General features: G+C 70.7%; 15 protein-coding genes, 3 pseudogenes and 1 other annotated feature. Of the genes and pseudogenes, 14 read left to right on the top strand and 4 right to left on the bottom strand.

What is annotated here, in order from left to right; translation table 11 throughout:
• The first annotated feature begins 576 nt into the window (after positions 1-576).
• From BJF80_RS17600 to lnt, 3 genes are all read left to right on the top strand, one after another.
• Positions 577-924 (top strand): heavy-metal-associated domain-containing protein, encoded by a 348-nt coding sequence (locus BJF80_RS17600; protein WP_083673490.1) that lies wholly within the window; start codon positions 577-579, stop codon positions 922-924.
• Positions 921-1781: a prolipoprotein diacylglyceryl transferase gene (gene lgt / locus BJF80_RS06120; protein WP_269087377.1), complete on the top strand. Its 861-nt coding sequence runs from the start codon at positions 921-923 to the stop codon at positions 1779-1781. The genes BJF80_RS17600 and lgt overlap by 4 nt, the downstream gene beginning before the upstream one ends.
• A 225-nt stretch (positions 1782-2006) precedes the next feature.
• Positions 2007-3542: an apolipoprotein N-acyltransferase gene (gene lnt, locus BJF80_RS06115; RefSeq protein WP_075812255.1), complete on the top strand. Its 1536-nt coding sequence runs from the start codon at positions 2007-2009 to the stop codon at positions 3540-3542.
• Between the two features lie 393 nt (positions 3543-3935).
• Here lnt and BJF80_RS06110 read toward each other — a convergent pair whose 3' ends face one another.
• Complete coding sequence (locus tag BJF80_RS06110) at positions 3936-4637, bottom strand: prolipoprotein diacylglyceryl transferase (protein WP_075812253.1); 702 nt, start codon at positions 4635-4637, stop codon at positions 3936-3938.
• Between the two features lie 311 nt (positions 4638-4948).
• Between BJF80_RS06110 and BJF80_RS06105 the strand changes: the two genes are divergently transcribed.
• The 7 genes and pseudogenes from BJF80_RS06105 (at position 4949) to BJF80_RS06075 (ending at position 9418) form a co-directional block, all read left to right on the top strand.
• A complete protein-coding gene (locus tag BJF80_RS06105; RefSeq protein ID WP_075812251.1) occupies positions 4949-5299 on the top strand; it encodes a heavy-metal-associated domain-containing protein in 351 nt (116 codons plus the stop codon).
• 124 nt (positions 5300-5423) lie between these two features.
• Positions 5424-6311: a type II glyceraldehyde-3-phosphate dehydrogenase gene (locus BJF80_RS06100; protein WP_237767458.1), complete on the top strand. Its 888-nt coding sequence runs from the start codon at positions 5424-5426 to the stop codon at positions 6309-6311.
• The gene (locus BJF80_RS21505; RefSeq protein ID WP_414899285.1) at positions 6199-6465 is read left to right on the top strand and encodes a transposase; all 267 of its coding nucleotides are present in this window, start codon (positions 6199-6201) and stop codon (positions 6463-6465) included. Before BJF80_RS06100 ends, BJF80_RS21505 begins: the two co-directional genes overlap by 113 nt.
• Positions 6426-6554: a sequence feature (AL1L pseudoknot), on the top strand. Its footprint overlaps the gene before it by 40 nt.
• Positions 6456-7310: pseudogene (locus BJF80_RS06090) on the top strand (IS3 family transposase); the annotation flags it as partial. Its footprint overlaps the feature before it by 99 nt. The gene BJF80_RS21505 and the pseudogene BJF80_RS06090, both read left to right, overlap by 10 nt.
• Positions 7311-7407: 97 nt before the next feature.
• Positions 7408-8539: pseudogene (locus tag BJF80_RS21765) on the top strand (IS110 family RNA-guided transposase).
• Between the two features lie 5 nt (positions 8540-8544).
• Complete coding sequence (locus tag BJF80_RS18750) at positions 8545-8802, top strand: integrase core domain-containing protein (RefSeq protein WP_158068485.1); 258 nt, start codon at positions 8545-8547, stop codon at positions 8800-8802.
• Positions 8750-9418, top strand: coding sequence for a glycosyl hydrolase family 65 domain-containing protein (locus tag BJF80_RS06075; protein WP_321166352.1), 669 nt, complete (start codon positions 8750-8752; stop codon positions 9416-9418). Before BJF80_RS18750 ends, BJF80_RS06075 begins: the two co-directional genes overlap by 53 nt.
• A gap of 12 nt (positions 9419-9430) precedes the next feature.
• Here BJF80_RS06075 and BJF80_RS06070 read toward each other — a convergent pair whose 3' ends face one another.
• Positions 9431-11104: an ABC1 kinase family protein gene (locus BJF80_RS06070; RefSeq protein ID WP_237767455.1), complete on the bottom strand. Its 1674-nt coding sequence runs from the start codon at positions 11102-11104 to the stop codon at positions 9431-9433.
• Positions 11105-11353: 249 nt separating this feature from the next.
• Between BJF80_RS06070 and BJF80_RS06065 the strand changes: the two genes are divergently transcribed.
• From BJF80_RS06065 to BJF80_RS06050, 4 genes and pseudogenes are all read left to right on the top strand, one after another.
• A complete protein-coding gene (locus tag BJF80_RS06065; RefSeq protein WP_143554003.1) occupies positions 11354-11641 on the top strand; it encodes a DUF2933 domain-containing protein in 288 nt (95 codons plus the stop codon).
• A gap of 191 nt (positions 11642-11832) precedes the next feature.
• Positions 11833-12144 (top strand): metal-sensitive transcriptional regulator, encoded by a 312-nt coding sequence (locus tag BJF80_RS06060; RefSeq protein ID WP_075812241.1) that lies wholly within the window; start codon positions 11833-11835, stop codon positions 12142-12144.
• A gap of 36 nt (positions 12145-12180) precedes the next feature.
• Positions 12181-12516: a heavy-metal-associated domain-containing protein gene (locus BJF80_RS06055; RefSeq protein WP_237767454.1), complete on the top strand. Its 336-nt coding sequence runs from the start codon at positions 12181-12183 to the stop codon at positions 12514-12516.
• Positions 12517-12614: 98 nt separating this feature from the next.
• Positions 12615-14835: pseudogene (locus tag BJF80_RS06050) on the top strand (heavy metal translocating P-type ATPase).
• An 823-nt stretch (positions 14836-15658) separates the two neighbouring features.
• Here the strand turns inward: BJF80_RS06050 and BJF80_RS06045 are convergent.
• Together BJF80_RS06045 and BJF80_RS06040 are read right to left on the bottom strand one after the other, a co-directional pair.
• Complete coding sequence (locus BJF80_RS06045) at positions 15659-16069, bottom strand: four-helix bundle copper-binding protein (protein WP_075812239.1); 411 nt, start codon at positions 16067-16069, stop codon at positions 15659-15661.
• 274 nt (positions 16070-16343) lie between these two features.
• Positions 16344-17063 carry a C40 family peptidase gene (locus BJF80_RS06040; protein WP_075812237.1) on the bottom strand — a complete coding sequence of 240 codons (720 nt, stop codon included), beginning with the start codon at positions 17061-17063 and terminating at the stop codon, positions 16344-16346.
• Positions 17064-17163: the final 100 nt, after the last annotated feature.

The following is a 17163-nucleotide window of genomic DNA, read 5'->3' as shown; positions in this document are numbered from 1 at the left end:
GCGCCCTAGATCCTGCCTGACGGTCGAGCATCTGTCGACCTGGGCGTTTAGCCAACGTCGCGTGCTGGCCCTGGCCGCGCCCGCACGATCGCAGGGGTCTACAGGGTTGGGCCGAGACCACTGTCAGGACCAGCGCCAGGCACCAACCACCGAGAGTGCAACATCGGCGAGGGCGCCGGGGCTGAAGACCGTGCTGACCGGCCCCGCCGGAGTGGCCACACGGACCGGCGGGACCGCGCTGGCCGTTCCAGGGCGAGGCATCGCCTGGAAACGCCTGACCCGTGGGGTGTCGAGGCCCTTCCTGGAGTTCTACAGAAAGGGCATCCGGCCAGGAAAACCATCGCGCAGCTCACCGAAATGGTGCACAAGGATGAGCCCTTGGGCCACCTGGCCGCTGCTGCCGTCTACGCGGAGATCCTCATCGGCATTGCCGCTCCCTTCGCTGAGCCGCGACGGCATAGGTCGACCCGCTGTGCGAGGGTCTTCATCAAAACTCCACCGTTCGGGAAGGCCTTACCCATGTCCGCCTGGTTCTCTGGGGTGGGACAGATGCCTTGGGTGGTATGGAGGTGGAGCATGACCACGCAGACGTACCGGGTGCTCGGTCTGACCTGCGGTGAGTGCCTGGCCGGGATTCTGGACAGCGTGCGCGCCCTGAGCGGCGTGCAGGCGGTCGCCGTGAACCTGGTCGGGGGTGGCCGTGCCCGCCTGAGGGTCGCAGCTCGGCATGCTCTTGACACCGAGACCGTCAGACGGGCCGTCGAGGGGGCCGGCTTCTTCATGGATGTCGCATCGTCGCACCGGGCAGCTCCGACGGCCGGAGATGAGGCGGCAGGCTCATCACGACCGCTGGGCAGTCCGGGGGACCGCTGTCACCCGGCGGGCGTCGATGCTCTGCGCGTCGCTGCGGGACAGCCCTTGTGAGACTGCTGACTGAGGTCCCCTACCCGGACCTGCCGTCGTCGTTCGACGTCGGTCCCCTCACGGTGTACTGGTACGGCGTCATGTACGCCGTCGGGTTTCTGCTCGCCTGGGTCCTGGGGACCGTCCTGGCCAAACGACCGGGCTCAGGGTGGAGCACTGACCAGGTCAGTGACCTGATCCTCCACAGCGTCGTGGGTGTCGTCGTGGGCGGCCGTGTCGGGTACACCTTGTTCTACGGGTTCGAGAACGCGGTGGCCGACCCGGTCAGTGTCCTGCGCATCTATGAAGGAGGTATGTCCTTCCACGGTGGTCTGCTGGGAGTGCTGGTGGCGCTGTGGGTCTACGCACGCCGTGCCCGGCGCAGTTTCTTCGCTGTCAGCGACTTCGTGGCACCACTGGTCCCGCCGGGCCTCTTCCTCGGCCGGATCGGAAACTTCATCAACGCAGAGCTGTGGGGAAAGGAGACCGCCGTCCCCTGGGGCATGGTCTTTCCCGGCGCCGGGGACGAGCCCCGCCACCCCACCATGCTGTACGAGGCCCTTCTCGAAGGATTGCTCCTGTTCGGCGTCCTGTGGTGGTACACACGTCGCAAGCCCCCGGTCCGTGCTGTCTCCGGTCTGTTCCTGCTGCTCTACGGAGTGATCCGCGTCCTCGTGGAGTTCCTCCGCGTGCCCGACGCCCACCTTGGTTACCTCGCCCTGGAATGGATCACCATGGGCCAGGTGCTCTCGGCCCCCATGGTGATCGTGGGCGGCTACCTTCTGTGGAGCGCCCACCGACAGCCGTCGACCATCGACCCACCAGCCGTGGCACGGGCCCATGTGCGGGCGCACCCTGACCAGTCAGTCAATCGGTGATGCCTGCGGCACGTTGGGCTGCACGCGACGCTGCTCACCATAGGGTCTACGGGGGCGTGGCATGACGACCGCAAGGCCGTCGGTTCCGGGCGAAGTCCTGGGAGCGCGAACGGGCACTGCACCGGGCGGCCGGGTGCTCAGCGCCGAGCCGAGCAGTGGCGCAGCACGGGAACGGCGCCGGGCACGGCGGGTCGACGCGCATGGTGTTTTCCGGGCGCAGCGTGGGTGGCTCGGTTGCTGCTGGGCCTGCTGGGAGGTGTCGCGCTTTGGCTGGCGTTCCCCGGGTATGACGTCTGGTGGCTGGCGCCTGTCGGCTGTGCTGCCCTGGCCCTGGCGACTGCCGGCGCCCGACCGTGGGTAGGCGCAGCGGCGGGACTGCTGCTGGGGCTGACCTGGTTCGCACCGATGTTCACCTGGGCCAGCACCTACGCCGGTGCCCCGGCATGGCTGGCGATGAGCCTGCTGTCCGCGCTCTACCCCGCCGCGCTGGGGGCGCTCCTGTCCGTGGTGCAACGTGCGGGTGCGGTCCGGCCGGTCGTGGGCGCCGCCGCATGGGTGCTGATGGAGTGGGCCCGCTCGGTCACCCCCTTCGGCGGTTTCCCTTGGGCCAGGTTGGGGTTCAGCCAGGCGGACTCACCGATGCTGGGCGCCGCCAGCGTCGTGGCCGTCACGGGGCTGGGGTTCCTCGTCGCGCTGGTCGGCGGTCTGCTGGCCCTGAGCGTGCAGCAGACCCGAGCCCGCGAGGACCGCGGATGGCCGAGGGCGCTGGCTGGGCTGGGCGGGTCAGTCGTGCTGATACTGGTACCGGCTGCTGTGCCACGCCCCGTCTCGGGAGAGACGCTGACCGTGGCGGCGGTGCAGGGCGACATCCCGGAGGGGTACGACCGGACCCTGTCTGCGGACCCGGGGACCATGCTGGCCCGGTATACCGGGCGCACGGAGGACCTGGCCGCTCGGGTCCGGTCAGGTGCCGTTCCCGCTCCCGACCTGGTGCTGTGGCCCGAGGGCGCCACCGACCTGGATCCCCTCGACCCCGAGGTCGGACCCGTGGCGGAAGCGCGCATCCGGGCGGCCACGGACGCGGTGGACGCACCGGTCGTGCTCGGCGGGCTCTCCCGCAGGGGAGGGACGGGCGCCGCAGCGAACATGGTCTTCAGCTACCTGCCCGACCAGGGACTGGACCAGACCTACCGCAAGGTTTACCTGGCGCCGTTCGGCGAGGTGATGCCCCTGCGCCCGCTGGTGCGCCACCTGAGCCCATGGGTTGACCGGATCGAGGACCTCGTCCCCGGCGAGCGTCCGGGCGTCATGCCCGTCCCCGTCCCCGCACAAGAGGACGGGCCGGTAGCGCTCGGACTCGCAGTCTGCTTTGAGGTCGCCGTCGACCGGGCGGTCCGGGACCTGGTCAGCGGCGGCGCCGAGCTGCTCGTCGTGCCCACGAGCAACGCATGGTTCGGACGGGGCGACCAGTCCGTGCAACACCTTGCCATCTCGCGGGTGCGAGCCGTGGAGTACGGGCGGTCCGTAGCCCACGTCAGCAACGTGGGTGTCTCTGCGCTGATCGCCCCGGACGGAACTGTCGCCGACCGGACGGCCCCCTACACCCGGGCGACAATGCTCGCCGGTCTGCCGCGGCGCACCGCACCCACCCTGTCGCTGAGCACCGGACCGTGGGTGGTCCCTGTGGCCGCCGTGATCGTGGCTCTCGCTGGGCTCAGGACAGTCAGGCCACGACGCCCACGCGCAACCCGGGCGCGGTGACCACCCAGGGCGGTCCTTACCGTTAATCGGCCGCCCGCTCGTCCTCACGCTGCTGGCCGTGGGCTGGAACCGGGATGGCACCCGCGCCGGCGCCGGTCTGACGTGACCGGTCACGCGGAGTCCGACTGTTCCGGGCCACGCCCCGTCCGGGCGCGCCACGCGGCTACAACCTCTTCATCCTGCGTAGAGGCGGCGCCGTCGCAGCACGATACGACCCAGGGCGAGTGGAGCACGAGGACTGCTCCGGCCGGTGTCGCGGCTCATTGTCCCCGTACGCGTCAGTATCGTCGGGCACTCCGGTCACCCGCGCGGAGCCTCACGTGGCCAGGGGGACCGTCTCATGGGTCGGGTGTCCACCGGGCGACGGCGGCTGCAGTCGCCGGCCACGAGCTATCAGGCGCCGCCGACGGCGATGCTGCCCAGTGCCCAGAGCTGGGGCTGGGTCAGACCTGCCAGGACCGGGTCGTTGACGCGGACGAACTCCACAGCCAGGCGTGCCAGGCCGGACAGGACGAGGTAGGCGCCGAACACCCTGGTCGGGGCCCACCGGCGCCCGATGGGGAGCAGGACCGCGACCATGAGGACGGCGGCGGCGGCCTCGTAGAGGGGGGCCGGGTGTACCGGGACGTCGGTGGGGACGACGCCGTCGGGGAATGCCATGCCCCAGGGCAGGTCGGTAGGGCGGCCGTAGGTCCCGTCCCCCGAGAGGAAACAGCCCAGGCGCCCGATGGCGTAGGCGACGGTGAGAGGGACCGCGACGGCCCCGGCGACGATGCCGCCGGGCAGCTGGTGGCGTCGGATGATGACCAGGGCCGCTGCGGTGCCGCCGAGGAGCCCGCCGTACCATGTGAAGCCCATGCCGCCCAGGTCGTGGAGGGTGATCGACGGGGCCTGCTCGAGGAGGTAGTAGATCTTCGCGCCGACGAAGCCCCAGACGGTGGACCACAGGACCAGGGCATGTGCGGAGTCCTTGCTCAGCCCTCGTCGCTCGAAGGCCCGGGCGAGCAACCACGCCGCGACCAGCGCAGCCGCCGCCTTGCTGAGGCCGTAGGTCTGCACGTCGAAACCGAGGATGGTGAACAGCACCGGACGCATCGTGTCTTCTCCCGTCGTGGAAAAACGAAGTTGCCAGCCGCCCGTATACAAGGGGGGGCATCAAGCCTTTGACGCCATCATCACGGGCTTACCCGGAGGTGGACGGGGTGTTTCGGTCAAGGTTTCATGAAGACGCACCGGAGGAGGTGGCGGATCAAAGAAGGTCGTGGTTCACCCTGGTCGGCGGGTGTACCGCGATGCCGTGATCAAGGGCTCCACCGAATCTCCACCGTCGCGCCGATGTACCCCCCAACCATTCTGTGGTTTGGTGGCAGACAACTGGTACCCACTGGCGGAGGCGGAGGTGGACGATGGCGGTGACACGGACCTACCGGGTCTGGGGGCTGACCTGCGGTGCCTGCCTGGCCGTGGTCCTGGACGCCGTGCGTTCCCTGCCGGGCGTGCGGTCAGCGGCGGTGGAGCTTGTCCGCGACGGCGGGTCCCGGCTGGTCATCACCGCGGCCAGGGAACCGCAGGTCGAGACCGTCCGTGTCGCGGTGGAGCTGGAAGGGTTCGTCCTGGGCCGGTCCAGAGGCGGACGGGCCGGCTCCGGCTCCTCACCGGGAACTGGCACTGAGAACGGTCAGCCGGCACTGACCGCCGACGTCCTGTCGCGGGCATTGTCCCCGACGCGGCGTATGCCTGACGGTTCGCGGGCCTGAGGTCGCGGCCACCCGGGCGGTCGTGCCGCGCCTGGGTCGCAGCAGCCCTGCCGCTCGCGACGGGGCGGGGGCGTCACAGGTGCGACCGAGTTCGAAGACCGAGGAGAGAAGGATGGAGACACGGATGAAGGTCCAGGTTGCCGTCAACGGTTACGGCGTGATCGGGAAGCGGGTCGCGGACGCGGTGCGGGACATGCCGGACATGGACCTGGTCGGTGTCGCCGACATCGCCACCGACTGGCACGTGCGCAGCGCCGCCGGCCTGGGAATCGCGGTGTTCGCGGCGACCCAGGAGACACGCGCCGGGATGCGCGGTGCCGGGGTGCCGGTGGCCGGCACCCTGGATGAGCTGCTGGCCCAGGCCGATGTCGTGGTGGACACCACCCCCAAGAAGGTCGCCGCCACCAACCTGGAGGTCTACCGCTCTGCCGGGGTCAAGGCCGTGTTCCAAGGTGGGGAGTCCCACGCCACCACCGGGCACTCCTTCGTCGCCCAGGCCAACTACGCCACCGCGCTCGGCCGGGACACCACCCGGGTGGTCTCCTGCAACACCACCAGCATCGTGCGCGTGCTCGGCGCGCTGCAGGATGCGGGCCTGCTCGCCCGTGCGCGTGGGGTGCTGATCAGGCGGGCCACCGACCCGGGCCAGTCCCACCAGCGCGGGATCATGAACACCGTGGTCCCCGAGGGCTCCATCCCCTCCCACCAGGGCCCCGACGCCCGTACCGTCCGCCCGGAGCTGGACGTGGTCACCATGGCCGCCAGGGCGGCCCACACCCAGACCCACAACCACTTCTGTATCGCCCCGGGTCTGATGGAGGCTCTCATCACACGGAAGGATGAGAGTCATGGGAGCACCACGCAAGTACAGCCCGGAGCTGCAGGAGCGGGCCACGAGGATGGCGATGGAGGCGCGGCAGGATCCGGCTCGTTCGCGCGGCGCGATCGCGCGGATCGCCGGCCAGCTGGACGTCCACCCCGAAGCGCTGCGCGGCTGGGTCCGCCGTGCTGAGGTCGACGGCGGGCTGCGGCCGGGCACCACCACCGATGACGGCGCGCGCATTCTGCAGCTGGAGAAAGAGAATGCCGAGCTGCGCAGAGCAAACACGATTCTGCGGCAGGCTTCGGCTTTCTTCGCGGCGGAGCTCGACCGCCCCAAGAAGTGATCGTCGACTTCATCGACGAGCACAAGGGTGAGCACGGGGTCGAGCCGATCTGTCGGGCGTTGCAGGACACCGACGCGCAGATCGCCCCGTCCACCTACTACGCGACCAAGAAGCGTCCCGCCTCGGCTCGGGCGCTGCGCGACCTGGCGCTGATCACGGTCATCGCCAGGGTCCACGCGACCAACTACGGCGTCTACGGGGCCAGGAAGGTCTGGCACGCGCTCAAGCGCGAGGGCCACACGGATGTCGCGCGGTGCACCGTGGAGCGGTTGATGCGCGTCAACGGGCTGCGCGGAGTGAGCAAGGAGAAGACGCCGCGCACGACCCGGCCGGGAGACAAGGACGACATCCCCGAGGATTTCGTCAATAGACAATTCGTGGCATCGTGCCCGAACGAGTTGTGGGTCGCGGATATTACCTATATCAAGACGCATTCGGGGTGGGTGTACGCCTCGTTCGTCATGGACATGTACTCGCGCTACATCGTCGGCTGGCAGGTCGCCACCAGCCTGCACACCCGCCTGGCCCTGGACGCCCTGGACATGGCGCTGTGGGCGCGCGCCCGAGCAGGTGCCGACCTGTCCTCGCTCGTGCACCACAGCGACCGCGGCGCGCAGTACCGGGCCGTGCGGTACACCGAGCGGTTGGCCGAGGCGGGCGCGGTGGCCTCGGTCGGCTCCAAGGGCGACAGCTACGACTGCGAGGATCGTGTCTGCGCCACCGCCTGGGGTCTGACCCTTGTTACGACCGGCCCCGCTGGGTGCCCTCGCGTTGACGTGTCGGCCCTGGGTGGTGGCGTGCACCTGGCTGCTGGCCGGGTGGGCAGTGACCTGATAGGAGCCTGACTCGACCAGGGTCTCATCGCAGTCCTGTCCGCCCACTCCGGCCAGCTGAGCCATGGACACCGCGCCCGGAGAATGCGAGAGAGGAACCCATAGCCCGATGCCCAGCATGCAACTTCGCCGCGACGATGTCATCGTCGGCGTCGACACACACAAGGACAACCACGTCGCCGTCGCGATCGACGGCCTGGGCGGCCGACTCGGCGACCTCGTCGTGCCCGCCACCCTTGCCGGCTTCGAGGAGCTTGTCGCCTTCTGCGTTGCCTTCATCGGCCCTGAGGGTCGCCTGGTCGCATTCGGTGTCGAGGGCACCGGGTCCTACGGTGTCGGCCTGGCCCGCTACCTACGCCGCCAGGGCCACGAGGTCCACGAAATCGCCCGCCCGGCGCGAGCCGTGGAACGGCGCCTCGACCCTCGACGCCGAGCACGCCGCACGCCGACTCCTGGCCGGGCACGGCCTGTCCACACCGAAGACCGCTGACGGCGAGGTCGAGACGATCAGGTTGGTCAAGATTGCCTACGACGGCGCCGTTCAGGCGCGCACGACCGCGATGATCACGCTCAAGGCGACTCTGGCGACCGGGAGCGAGGCGTTGCGGACCGAGTTGGAGAAGCTGACCGATCACCAGCTTGTCCTCGCCTGCGCCGCCTTGGAGGGCCCGACCCCGCTACCGCCGGTGCGGCGCGGCGCACCAGCAGTCGTCCTACCCACCGACCCCGACGCGGCGATGCGGCACGTGCTGTCCTCGATGGCGAGGCGGTGGCTGAGCCTGCACGAGGAGGTCAAGGCCCATGCCGCCTCGCTGAAGGCCCTCACCGCAGCCGCCGCGCCGCGCCTCGTCGAGGCCGTCGGTGTCGGCTACGACACCGCCGCCCAGATGCTGATCACGGCCGGCGACAACACGGACCGGATCAAGTCCGAGGCCGCGTTCGCCAAGATGTGCGGCGCGTGCCCGATTCCCGCCGGGTCCGGCAAGACCAACAACAGACACCGCCTCTACAGGGGCGGGAACCGCCAGGCCAACGCCGCGCTCTACCGAGTCATCATCGTCCGCATGCGATGGCACCAACCAACCATCGACTACGTAGCCCGTCGCACCGCCGAAGGCCTGTCCAAACGAGAGATCATCCGCTGCCTCAAGCGCTACCTCGCACGCGAACTCTTCCGCCTCCTCCCAGCACCCGATACCACCGCCCACAACCGAGACGAGGAACTCGAGATGGTCGCCTGATCGACTTGACGATCTATAGGAGCATCAATGCAGCCGCCGAGGCGCTGAACTCGCTCTTCAAGGCCGAGCTGATCCGCAACCGCGGCCCCTGGAAGGGCGTGAACGACGTCCAGATCGCGGTCGCCGAGTGGGTCGACTGGTACAACAACCGGCGCCTGCACGGCGAGCTCGGACACGTCCCACCCACCGAGTACGAGACCAACCACTACGCTGCCCACCAGGCTGGCTCACCCGAGCCCGCCACACACGGGAGTCTCCACTAAACCCGGGGCGATACACAAGCTCGCCAAGCAGGCCGACGTGCTGATGCTGGTCTACCTGCTGGGACCCGAGGGCCTGCTCTCGACCCTGGAGCGGCTGGGCTACCCCACGAGCCACGAGCAGCTGGCCCGCACGGTCGAGTACTACCTGGCCCGCACCGCGCACGGCTCCACCCTCAGCCGGGTGGTGCACGCCAGCGTGCTGGCACGGATGGACCCCGGACGCGGGTGGGCCACGTTCCGGGAGGCCCTGGCCGCGGACCTGGACGACACCCAGGGCGGGACCACGCAGGAAGGCATCCACCTGGGCGCCATGGCGGGCACCATCGACATCATCACCCGGGCCTTCGCCGGATACCGCACCGAGGGTGACCGGGTCATCCTCGACCCGCGACTGCCGCACGGACTGGGCGCCGCACGCTTCCGGCTCCAGCACCGAGGCCAACGCCTCCACGTGACCGTGGACCGGGACACCCTGTCCGTCGACGCCGATCCCTGCGCGGGGCGGGCACAGGCGCACCTGCACGTCGCGGGCGCACCCGTGGTGGTCCCCAGCGGGCAGACCCGTTCCTGGCCCGCCCACCCACGTACGCCCGCGCCGAGGACCGGGTCAGGGTGACGCGGGTCCCGGTCACGACCGGGACGGTGGCCGTCGAGGCGCCCGCTGCGAGGCGGGTGCCTGGGCCCGCTGCGTGCGCACGGTGCGGGCGTGCCGGGAGCTCCTGGCCAGGTAGGTGCCCAGCACGCCGAGTGCGCCCGCGCCGGCGACCACCAGCGGTGCCTGCAGCGACTTTCCCCGTCCGGTGCTGGCGGCCACGATGTGCCCGACCCCGTCGATCAAGGCCGCGGCGACCAGGCCTGCGATCACCCGGTCGCCGATGCGGTCGGCCTCCCGGACGATCTGGTGCAGGTCGGTGCTGCGCAGGGAGACGTCGAACCCGCCGCGTTCCAGCACCTCGGCCAGACCGCGGACGCTTCCCGGCGCCTGAGCCCCGGCGTCCAGCAGGTCGCGTGCCACGTGAAGGATGCGGTCCACCATGGCGTCGGGGGAGTGGCGTCGCAGGGCGAGGCGTTCGGCATACGGGGCCACCACGCTGCTGAGCTGGAACTCCGGATCGAGGCGCTGCCCCAGCCCTTCGGCCATCAGCAGCATCTTGAACAGCAGCGCCAGGTCGGTGGGCAGGCGCAGCTGGTGGCGCCGCACCAGCGCCAGGACGTCAGTGATCAGCCCGGTCAGCGCCAGGTCGGCCAACGGCACCCCGCCGAACCGCTCGACCAGGGGCTGCAGCCCGGCGCGCAGGGCTTCCCGGTCGACACCGGGCGGGTTGCCGACCAGGTCGAGCATCGCCCCGGTGGTCCGGTCCAGGTCCCCCCGCAGGAGGGGAACGAGCAGGGCGATCAGGTGCTCTCGCAGGGCGTCGTCGAGCTCGCCCACCATGCCGAAGTCGATCACCGCCAGACTGCCGTCGGGTGCGACGAAGAAGTTGCCCGGGTGCGGGTCGGCGTGGAAGAAGCCGTCCTCGAAGACCATCTGGCACAGCACCCCGGTGGCCCGCGCCGCAAGTTCCCGGCGGTCGATGCCGGCCGCGTCGAGGGCCGCCACGTCGTCGATCTTCAGGCCCTGGACGCGTTGCAGGGTCAGGACCCGGGAGGTCGTCGTCTCCCAGAGCACCGCCGGGAACTGCACGCGGGGGTCGTCGGCGAAGCTGGTGGCGAACCGCTCGGCGTTGTGGGCCTCGGCGAGGTAGTCCAGCTCGGCGAGCAGCGTCGTGGAGAAGTCGTGCGCGATGCCGACCACGTCGTAGCCGCGGGCCACCTCTGAGTGGCGGGCCGCGGTGACCGCGAGGTTCTGCAGGATCTCCAGGTCGGCTCGAACCGTCTCCACCGCCCCCGGCCGGCGGACCTTGACCACCACCTCCCTGCCGGCGAGGCTCGCGGCGTGCGCCTGCCCGATCGACGCGCTGGCCAGCGGCTCGTGGTCGAAGCGGTCGAACACCCCCGGGTCGCCCACCTCCTCGGTGAGCGCCTCCAGGATCACGTTGGCCGGCACGGCCGCCGTGTCGTCCTGCAGCTTGGCCAGCTCCACGGTGTACTCGGAGGGCAGCAGGTCGGAGCGGGTCGACAGGAGCTGGCCGAGCTTGACGAACGTGGGACCGAGCTGCTCCAGAGCCAGCCGCAGGTGTTCCGGCTGGGTGTACGTGCGCCCCTGCTGGTGCCCGGGAAGGCCTCGGCGGAAAGGAAAACGCCCCTGCAGCCCCATGGCCCCGATGGTGAACCCGAACCCGTGGACCGACAGGGTCTCCACGATCTCTCGGTACCGGTCCCGTCGCGAACCCACCGGTCACCTCCACGGACGTCCTTCTGGTCGCACCTCTGATCGAGGAGAGGCCCAGCCTACAGACGGGCGAGGAGCGGGGCCTGATCTTCATCAGATCACCACAGAAGAGCCGCCTCGTCCTCGGGTTCGAGAGGGACCCTGAAGGTGTCAAGAGAATGCGCTGTAGCAGCGAGCACACCTGAGCGCGAACGCGCAGGGTTGCGGAAAGAAGGAACCATGATGAACCACAGCGGTGCCGGTCACCTCAAGGGAATGGCCCTGCTCGTCGCAGGAGTGTTCGTCGTCCTGCTGCTGCTCGGCAGGGCACCGGGGGAGGCCCTGCTCCTCGCCGCCGTGCTGTCCTGCCCGCTGATGATGGTGCTGATGATGGTCGGCGGCCACGGCGGCCACGGCGGTCACGCGGGGCACGGTCCGCAGGACCACGCCGACGACGCGTACCCGCTGGACCAGGCGACGCCAGCCGGCGCGCGTCCAGGCACGGAGACCGGACGGCGCACGCACTGACACGCCTACCGCTGACAGGGGTGCGTGCACGGCGACCGGTGGGCGCGCAGCCCTGTCGACGAGCTGCCACCGCTCGCCCGCGGACTGGCGTCCTGCGTCGCGGCCTGTGTCCTGTGCGGAAGCTCGCGGTTGTGTCCCGGAGTGAACCCCCGGGCGGTATAGTTGTCCCGTAGCGGAAGGAGGTGCCCACCATGGCGCTCGAGGAGACGACCGCGGGCCCGGCAGGTCCCGGGTACGTGAACAACAAGGACGCCCAGCTCAACCGGCTGCGCCGGATCGAGGGTCAGGTCCGCGGGCTGCAGCGGATGGTGGACGCCGACGCGTACTGCATCGACATCCTCACCCAGGTCTCCGCGGCCACGAAAGCGCTCGAGGCGGTGGCCCTCGGCTTGCTCGAGGACCACCTGCGCCACTGCCTCGCGCACGCGAGCAACGACCCGGCACAGCTGGACCAGAAGGTGACCGAGGCCTCCGCGGCCGTCGCCCGGCTCATCCGCTCCTGATCAGACCCAACCCGCAACGACCGAGAGAAGAACCACATGGACACCGCAAGCACCCCCAGTACCCAGCTGCCGATGGCTCAGGCCGGCGGCTGCGCCTGCTGCGCAGCACCCGAGACCAGCCGGGCCACCACCACCGTCCAGGAGGACACGATGAACACCCAGACCTTCGCCGTCACCGGTATGACCTGTGGTCACTGCGCCAGCGCCGTGAGCACCGAGCTGCAGGGCCTGCCCGGTGTCACCGACGTCACCGTCGACCTGGTCGCCGGCGGCACGTCCACGGTCAGGGTCGCCAGCGACGCTCCGCTGGCTGAGGCCGACGTCACCGCAGCCCTCGACGAGGCCGGCGACTACCAGCTCGCCAGCAGCTGAGCACCGCTGCGGCGAACGGGCAGGAAGGGACAGGAGTGGCCACCCAGGTGGAGGCGTCGGCCGAGCAGACGCGTGACCTCGAGCTGCTGGTCGGGGGAATGACGTGCGCGTCGTGCGCCAGCCGCATCGAGAAGAAGCTGAACAAGCTGCCCGGCGTCACCGCGACCGTGAACTACGCCACCGAGAAGGCCAAGGTCACCTTCGGTGGAGACGTCGAACCGGCCGACCTTCTCGCCACGGTGGAGGCGGCCGGGTACACCGCCGCCCTTCCGGCCCCGGCCCCTGCCGGGTCCGACCAGGACGACACGCAGCGGGCCGGGGACCGCGAGGCCGACGCCTGGCGCCAGCGACTCCTCGTCTCGGGCGTCCTGACCGTGCCGGTGGTGCTGATGTCCATGGTCCCGGCGCTGCAGTTCGACAACTGGCAGTGGGTGTCCCTGACCCTGGCCTCCCCGGTCGTGGTGTGGGGCGCGCTGCCGTTCCACCGCGCGGCCTGGACCAACGCCCGCCACGGCGCCGCCACGATGGACACCCTGATCTCGGTCGGGGTGACCGCGGCCTACCTGTGGTCGCTGTGGGCGCTGCTGTTCACGCACGCCGGCACGACCGGGATGCGGATGCCGTTCGAGCTGCTGCCCAGCCGCTCCGGCGGCGAGGCGCACATCTACCTCGAGGTCGCCGCCGCGGTCACGACCTTCATCATCGCAGGCCGGTACTTCGAGGCCCGCGCCAAGCGGACCTCCGGCGCGGCGCTGCGCGCACTGCTGGACATGGGCGCCAAGGACGTGGCCGTGCTCCGGGACGGCCCCGACGGGCCGGTCGAGTCCCGGGTGCCGGTCGCCCAGCTCGCGGTCGACGACCGGTTCGTCGTCCGGCCGGGGGAGAAGATCGCCACGGACGGTACCGTGGTCAGCGGCACCTCGGCGGTCGATGCCTCCATGCTCACCGGTGAGTCGGTCCCGGTCGAGGTCGGCCCCGACGACAGTGTCGCCGGAGCCACCGTCAACGTCGGGGGTCGGCTGGTCGTGCGGGCCACCCGCGTCGGCTCCGACACCCTCCTGGCGCAGATGGCGCGCCTGGTCGAGGACGCCCAGAACGGCAAGGCCGAGGTGCAGCGCCTGGCCGATCGCATCTCCGCGGTGTTCGTGCCGATCGTGATCGGGCTGTCCCTGGCCACCCTCGTCGCCTGGTTGGTGGCCGGTGCCTCCGCGACGGCGGCGTTCACCGCCGCCGTCGCCGTGCTGATCATCGCCTGCCCGTGCGCGCTCGGGCTGGCGACGCCCACGGCGCTGCTCGTCGGCACCGGCCGCGGCGCCCAGCTCGGCATCCTCATCAAGGGCCCCAGATCCTGGAGTCCACCCGCCGGGTCGACACCATAGTGTTGGACAAGACCGGCACCGTCACCACCGGGCGCATGGGCGTCATCGGCGTGCACCCCGCTGACGGCGAGTCCCTCGAGGAGGTCCTCGCCCTGGCAGGCTCCCTGGAGGACGCCTCGGAGCACCCCATCGGCAGGGCGGTCGCCGACCACGCCCGGGCCACCGGGCAGCACCTGGTCCCGGTGCACGACTTCGCCGCCCACGGCGGCAACGGCGTCTCCGGCGTCGTCGAGGGTCGCGCCGTCCTGGCGGGCCGCCGCTCCTGGCTGGCCGCCGAGTGGGCGCTCACCGTGCCGGCGGACCTGCTCGAGGCGGCTGAGCGTGCCGAGGCCGAGGGACGCACCCCCGTGTGGGTGGCCTGGGACGGCCAGGTCCGCGCGGTCGTGGTCGTGGCCGACACGATCAAGGACACGTCGGCACAGGCGATCACCGAGCTGCGCCAGCTCGGGCTGCGACCGGTGCTGCTGACCGGCGACAACACCCGGGCGGCCCAGGCCGTGGCGCACGCGGTCGGCATCGCGCCCGGTGACGTGGTCGCGAGGTGCTACCGGCCGGCAAGGTCGCCGAGGTCAAGCGCCTGCAGGACCAGGGCGCGATCGTGGCGATGGTCGGCGACGGCGTCAACGACGCCGCCGCCCTGGCCCAGGCCGACCTGGGACTGGCGATGGGCACGGGCACCGACGTGGCCATCGAGGCCTCCGACCTGACCCTGGTCACCGGCGACCTGCGCGCCGCCGCCGACGCCATCCGCCTGGCCCGGGCCACCCTGGGCACCATCAAGGGCAACCTGTTCTGGGCCTTCGCCTACAACGTCGCAGCCCTGCCGCTGGCCGCTGCCGGCCTGCTCAACCCCCTCATCGCCGGCGCCGCGATGGCGTTCAGCTCGGTGTTCGTGGTCACCAACAGCCTGCGGCTGCGTCGTTTCGACCCCAGCCGCTGAACTCCGCGCGGCGCAGGCGTCGGAGCCGCCGGGTGAGGGCGGTCCACGAAGGTCCTACGGCCCGCCACGGGCGGGGACGGTGAACCGCCTCGAGGTTCGCCGTGTCGCCCGTGCAGTCGATCCTGCCCAGACGGTGGGCAGTTCCGCCGCGGACCTGAACGCCGCGGCGGACCCGGGCACCGGCAGATTCAACAGCCCTCTCTGCTTGGCCCCGACGACGTTGAGGACCTTCGGATCCGAGGACATGGACGCCGCTGACCCTGGGTCCGAGCAACCCCTCCCGCTCGAGCATCGACCGGGTTCGCGCTGCTCACGTCGGCACTGACGTGGTTCACCCAGATCTACCCCTCGGCTCGCCAGGCGCGCCGGGTGCTCCCTGCAGCTCGAGGGCTTTGCCGTCACAGGCGGCGCCGAGGCACTCTGCGGGGTGTGCAGACAGCCGTCGCCGCTCGCGGGCTCGACACGCTCAGGGCCGAGGGGTCAAGGTGCACATCGACCTTGCCCGGCACCGCGAAGGCCGTTTTCGGCGGCGGGTTCGCGGCCCTATCCCTCCCGCTGCTCCTTTCGCTCTACGGCTGCCCGATGTCCCCGTGGAACTGCCAGGGCGGTGCGCAGCAGCGGCAGGCGACGGTTCGAAGCACTTGAACTTGGACACCTGGCCACCGGGCTGCGACGGTCCGGTGCAGGCTGGGGAGAGCTCGTGGGGGGTTCGCCGCGTCGCCGTCGAGCACGTCCACGGTTCACCGGGCTGAGCGGTCCGGAGGCCCCCCGGCGAGGGTGGCGCCGGCCGGGAACCGGCGCCCCGGCCGGGGCCGGGCTCACGTCAGGCGAGGTCGGCGAGCAGGTCGGCGCACGCGGTTTCGCACCGTCGGCAGGCGTCGGCGCACACCTGGCAGTGTTCGTGCATCTGCGCATGCTTCGCGCACTCCTCGGCGCAGGCCCGGCACGCCTCACGGCACGCCTCGAGCACCGCTCGGGTGGTCTCGACGTTGGCACCGGTCTGGCGGGACAGGACGTTGCCGGTGGCGGCGCAGACGTCGGCGCAGTCGAGGTTCTTGCGGATGCAGGTGATCAGCTCTGCCACCATGTCTTCGGCAAGGCAGGCGTCTGCGCAGGCGGTACAGGTCTGGGCGCACTCGAAGCATGCCGCGATGCATTCCGCGAGCTTCTGCTTGTCCACCGTACCCAGGTCCTTGGGGTAGGTTTTCAGCATCGAGGTCACGTGGTGAGTCATGATGTCGCTCCTCCTCTTTCCCGACTGCGTGAATGGTGCTTCTGTCGAGCTGGTGACGGCGGGGCCAGGCAAGCACCTACCGCGTCTGCACGGTAGGGGAGCAGTCTTGTGCCCGCCACCGGTGGCGCCCCACCGTGGGCCCGAGAGGCCGTGGCGTCCCAGGTGCACCGCGGAGGCCGCAACCGCGCCGGTGCTGCGGAGCCCTGCACCGGCTGACGGTGAAGGCACCGCCAGCGGCGCAGGGCTCGAGACCACCCGGCGGCTGAGCGTACGGTCAGCCGAGGCGGCCGTACCAGACGTTGTTCGACAGCAGGGGGCCGTAGCGGACGTCGGTGCTGGGGTTGAGGGCTTCGTAGGTCATGCCGTTGCCGGCGTAGATGCCGACGTGGTACCAGTCGTTGTAGAAGACGAGGTCGCCGGGCTGGGGGTCGGACACGGGGGTGACGGCGGCCTTCTGCCCGGCGACCGTGCGGGGGATGTCGATGCCGGCCTGCTTGAACACCCACCAGGTGTAGGCGGAGCAGTCGAAGGCTTGGGGCGGGGTGCCGTAGAGCACGTAGGGGTAGCCGACGTAGCTCGCCGCGATGTCGAACAGCGAGCCACCTACGGGGGCCGGCGCGGCCTGCTGCACCGGCGCGGGAGCGGCGGCAGGCTCCGGCTGCGGTGCGGCGGCAGGCTCCGGCTGCGCAGCGGGTGCGGCCTGCTGCGGCTGGGGGTCGTCCGCGGGCTGCTCGGTAGGTGGCGCCGGCGCCTCCGCCTGTGGAGCGGCGACCTGCGCGGCCGGCGGAACGGGCGGGTGCTCGTGCTCGTCCTCGATTGTGGTGCCGGTGAAGGAGGAGTGTCCCAGCAGCGTCTCGACCGGTTCTGCGTGGTCGGGGGCGCTGCGGGCGATGCTGCGGTCGGCGGCCGGCTGGAGTTGAGTCCCCCATAGTGGTGTAGCGCGGTAGCCGAGGTCGTCGTCTCCGGCGTGTGCGTCAGGCGAGGACGCGGCCACCGCGTGATCCTTCGAGTGAACCTCTCACAGCACCCTCGAACGGAGTCACACGATGACCGCTCCTCACATTGTCGACCCTGCCGGCCTGCTCGGTGAAGCC

It is taken from the genome of Serinicoccus sp. CUA-874, from assembly GCF_001942225.1.
Lineage (GTDB): Bacteria > Actinomycetota > Actinomycetes > Actinomycetales > Dermatophilaceae > Ornithinicoccus > Ornithinicoccus marinus.
This window is presented reverse-complemented; position numbering and strand designations above follow the sequence as displayed.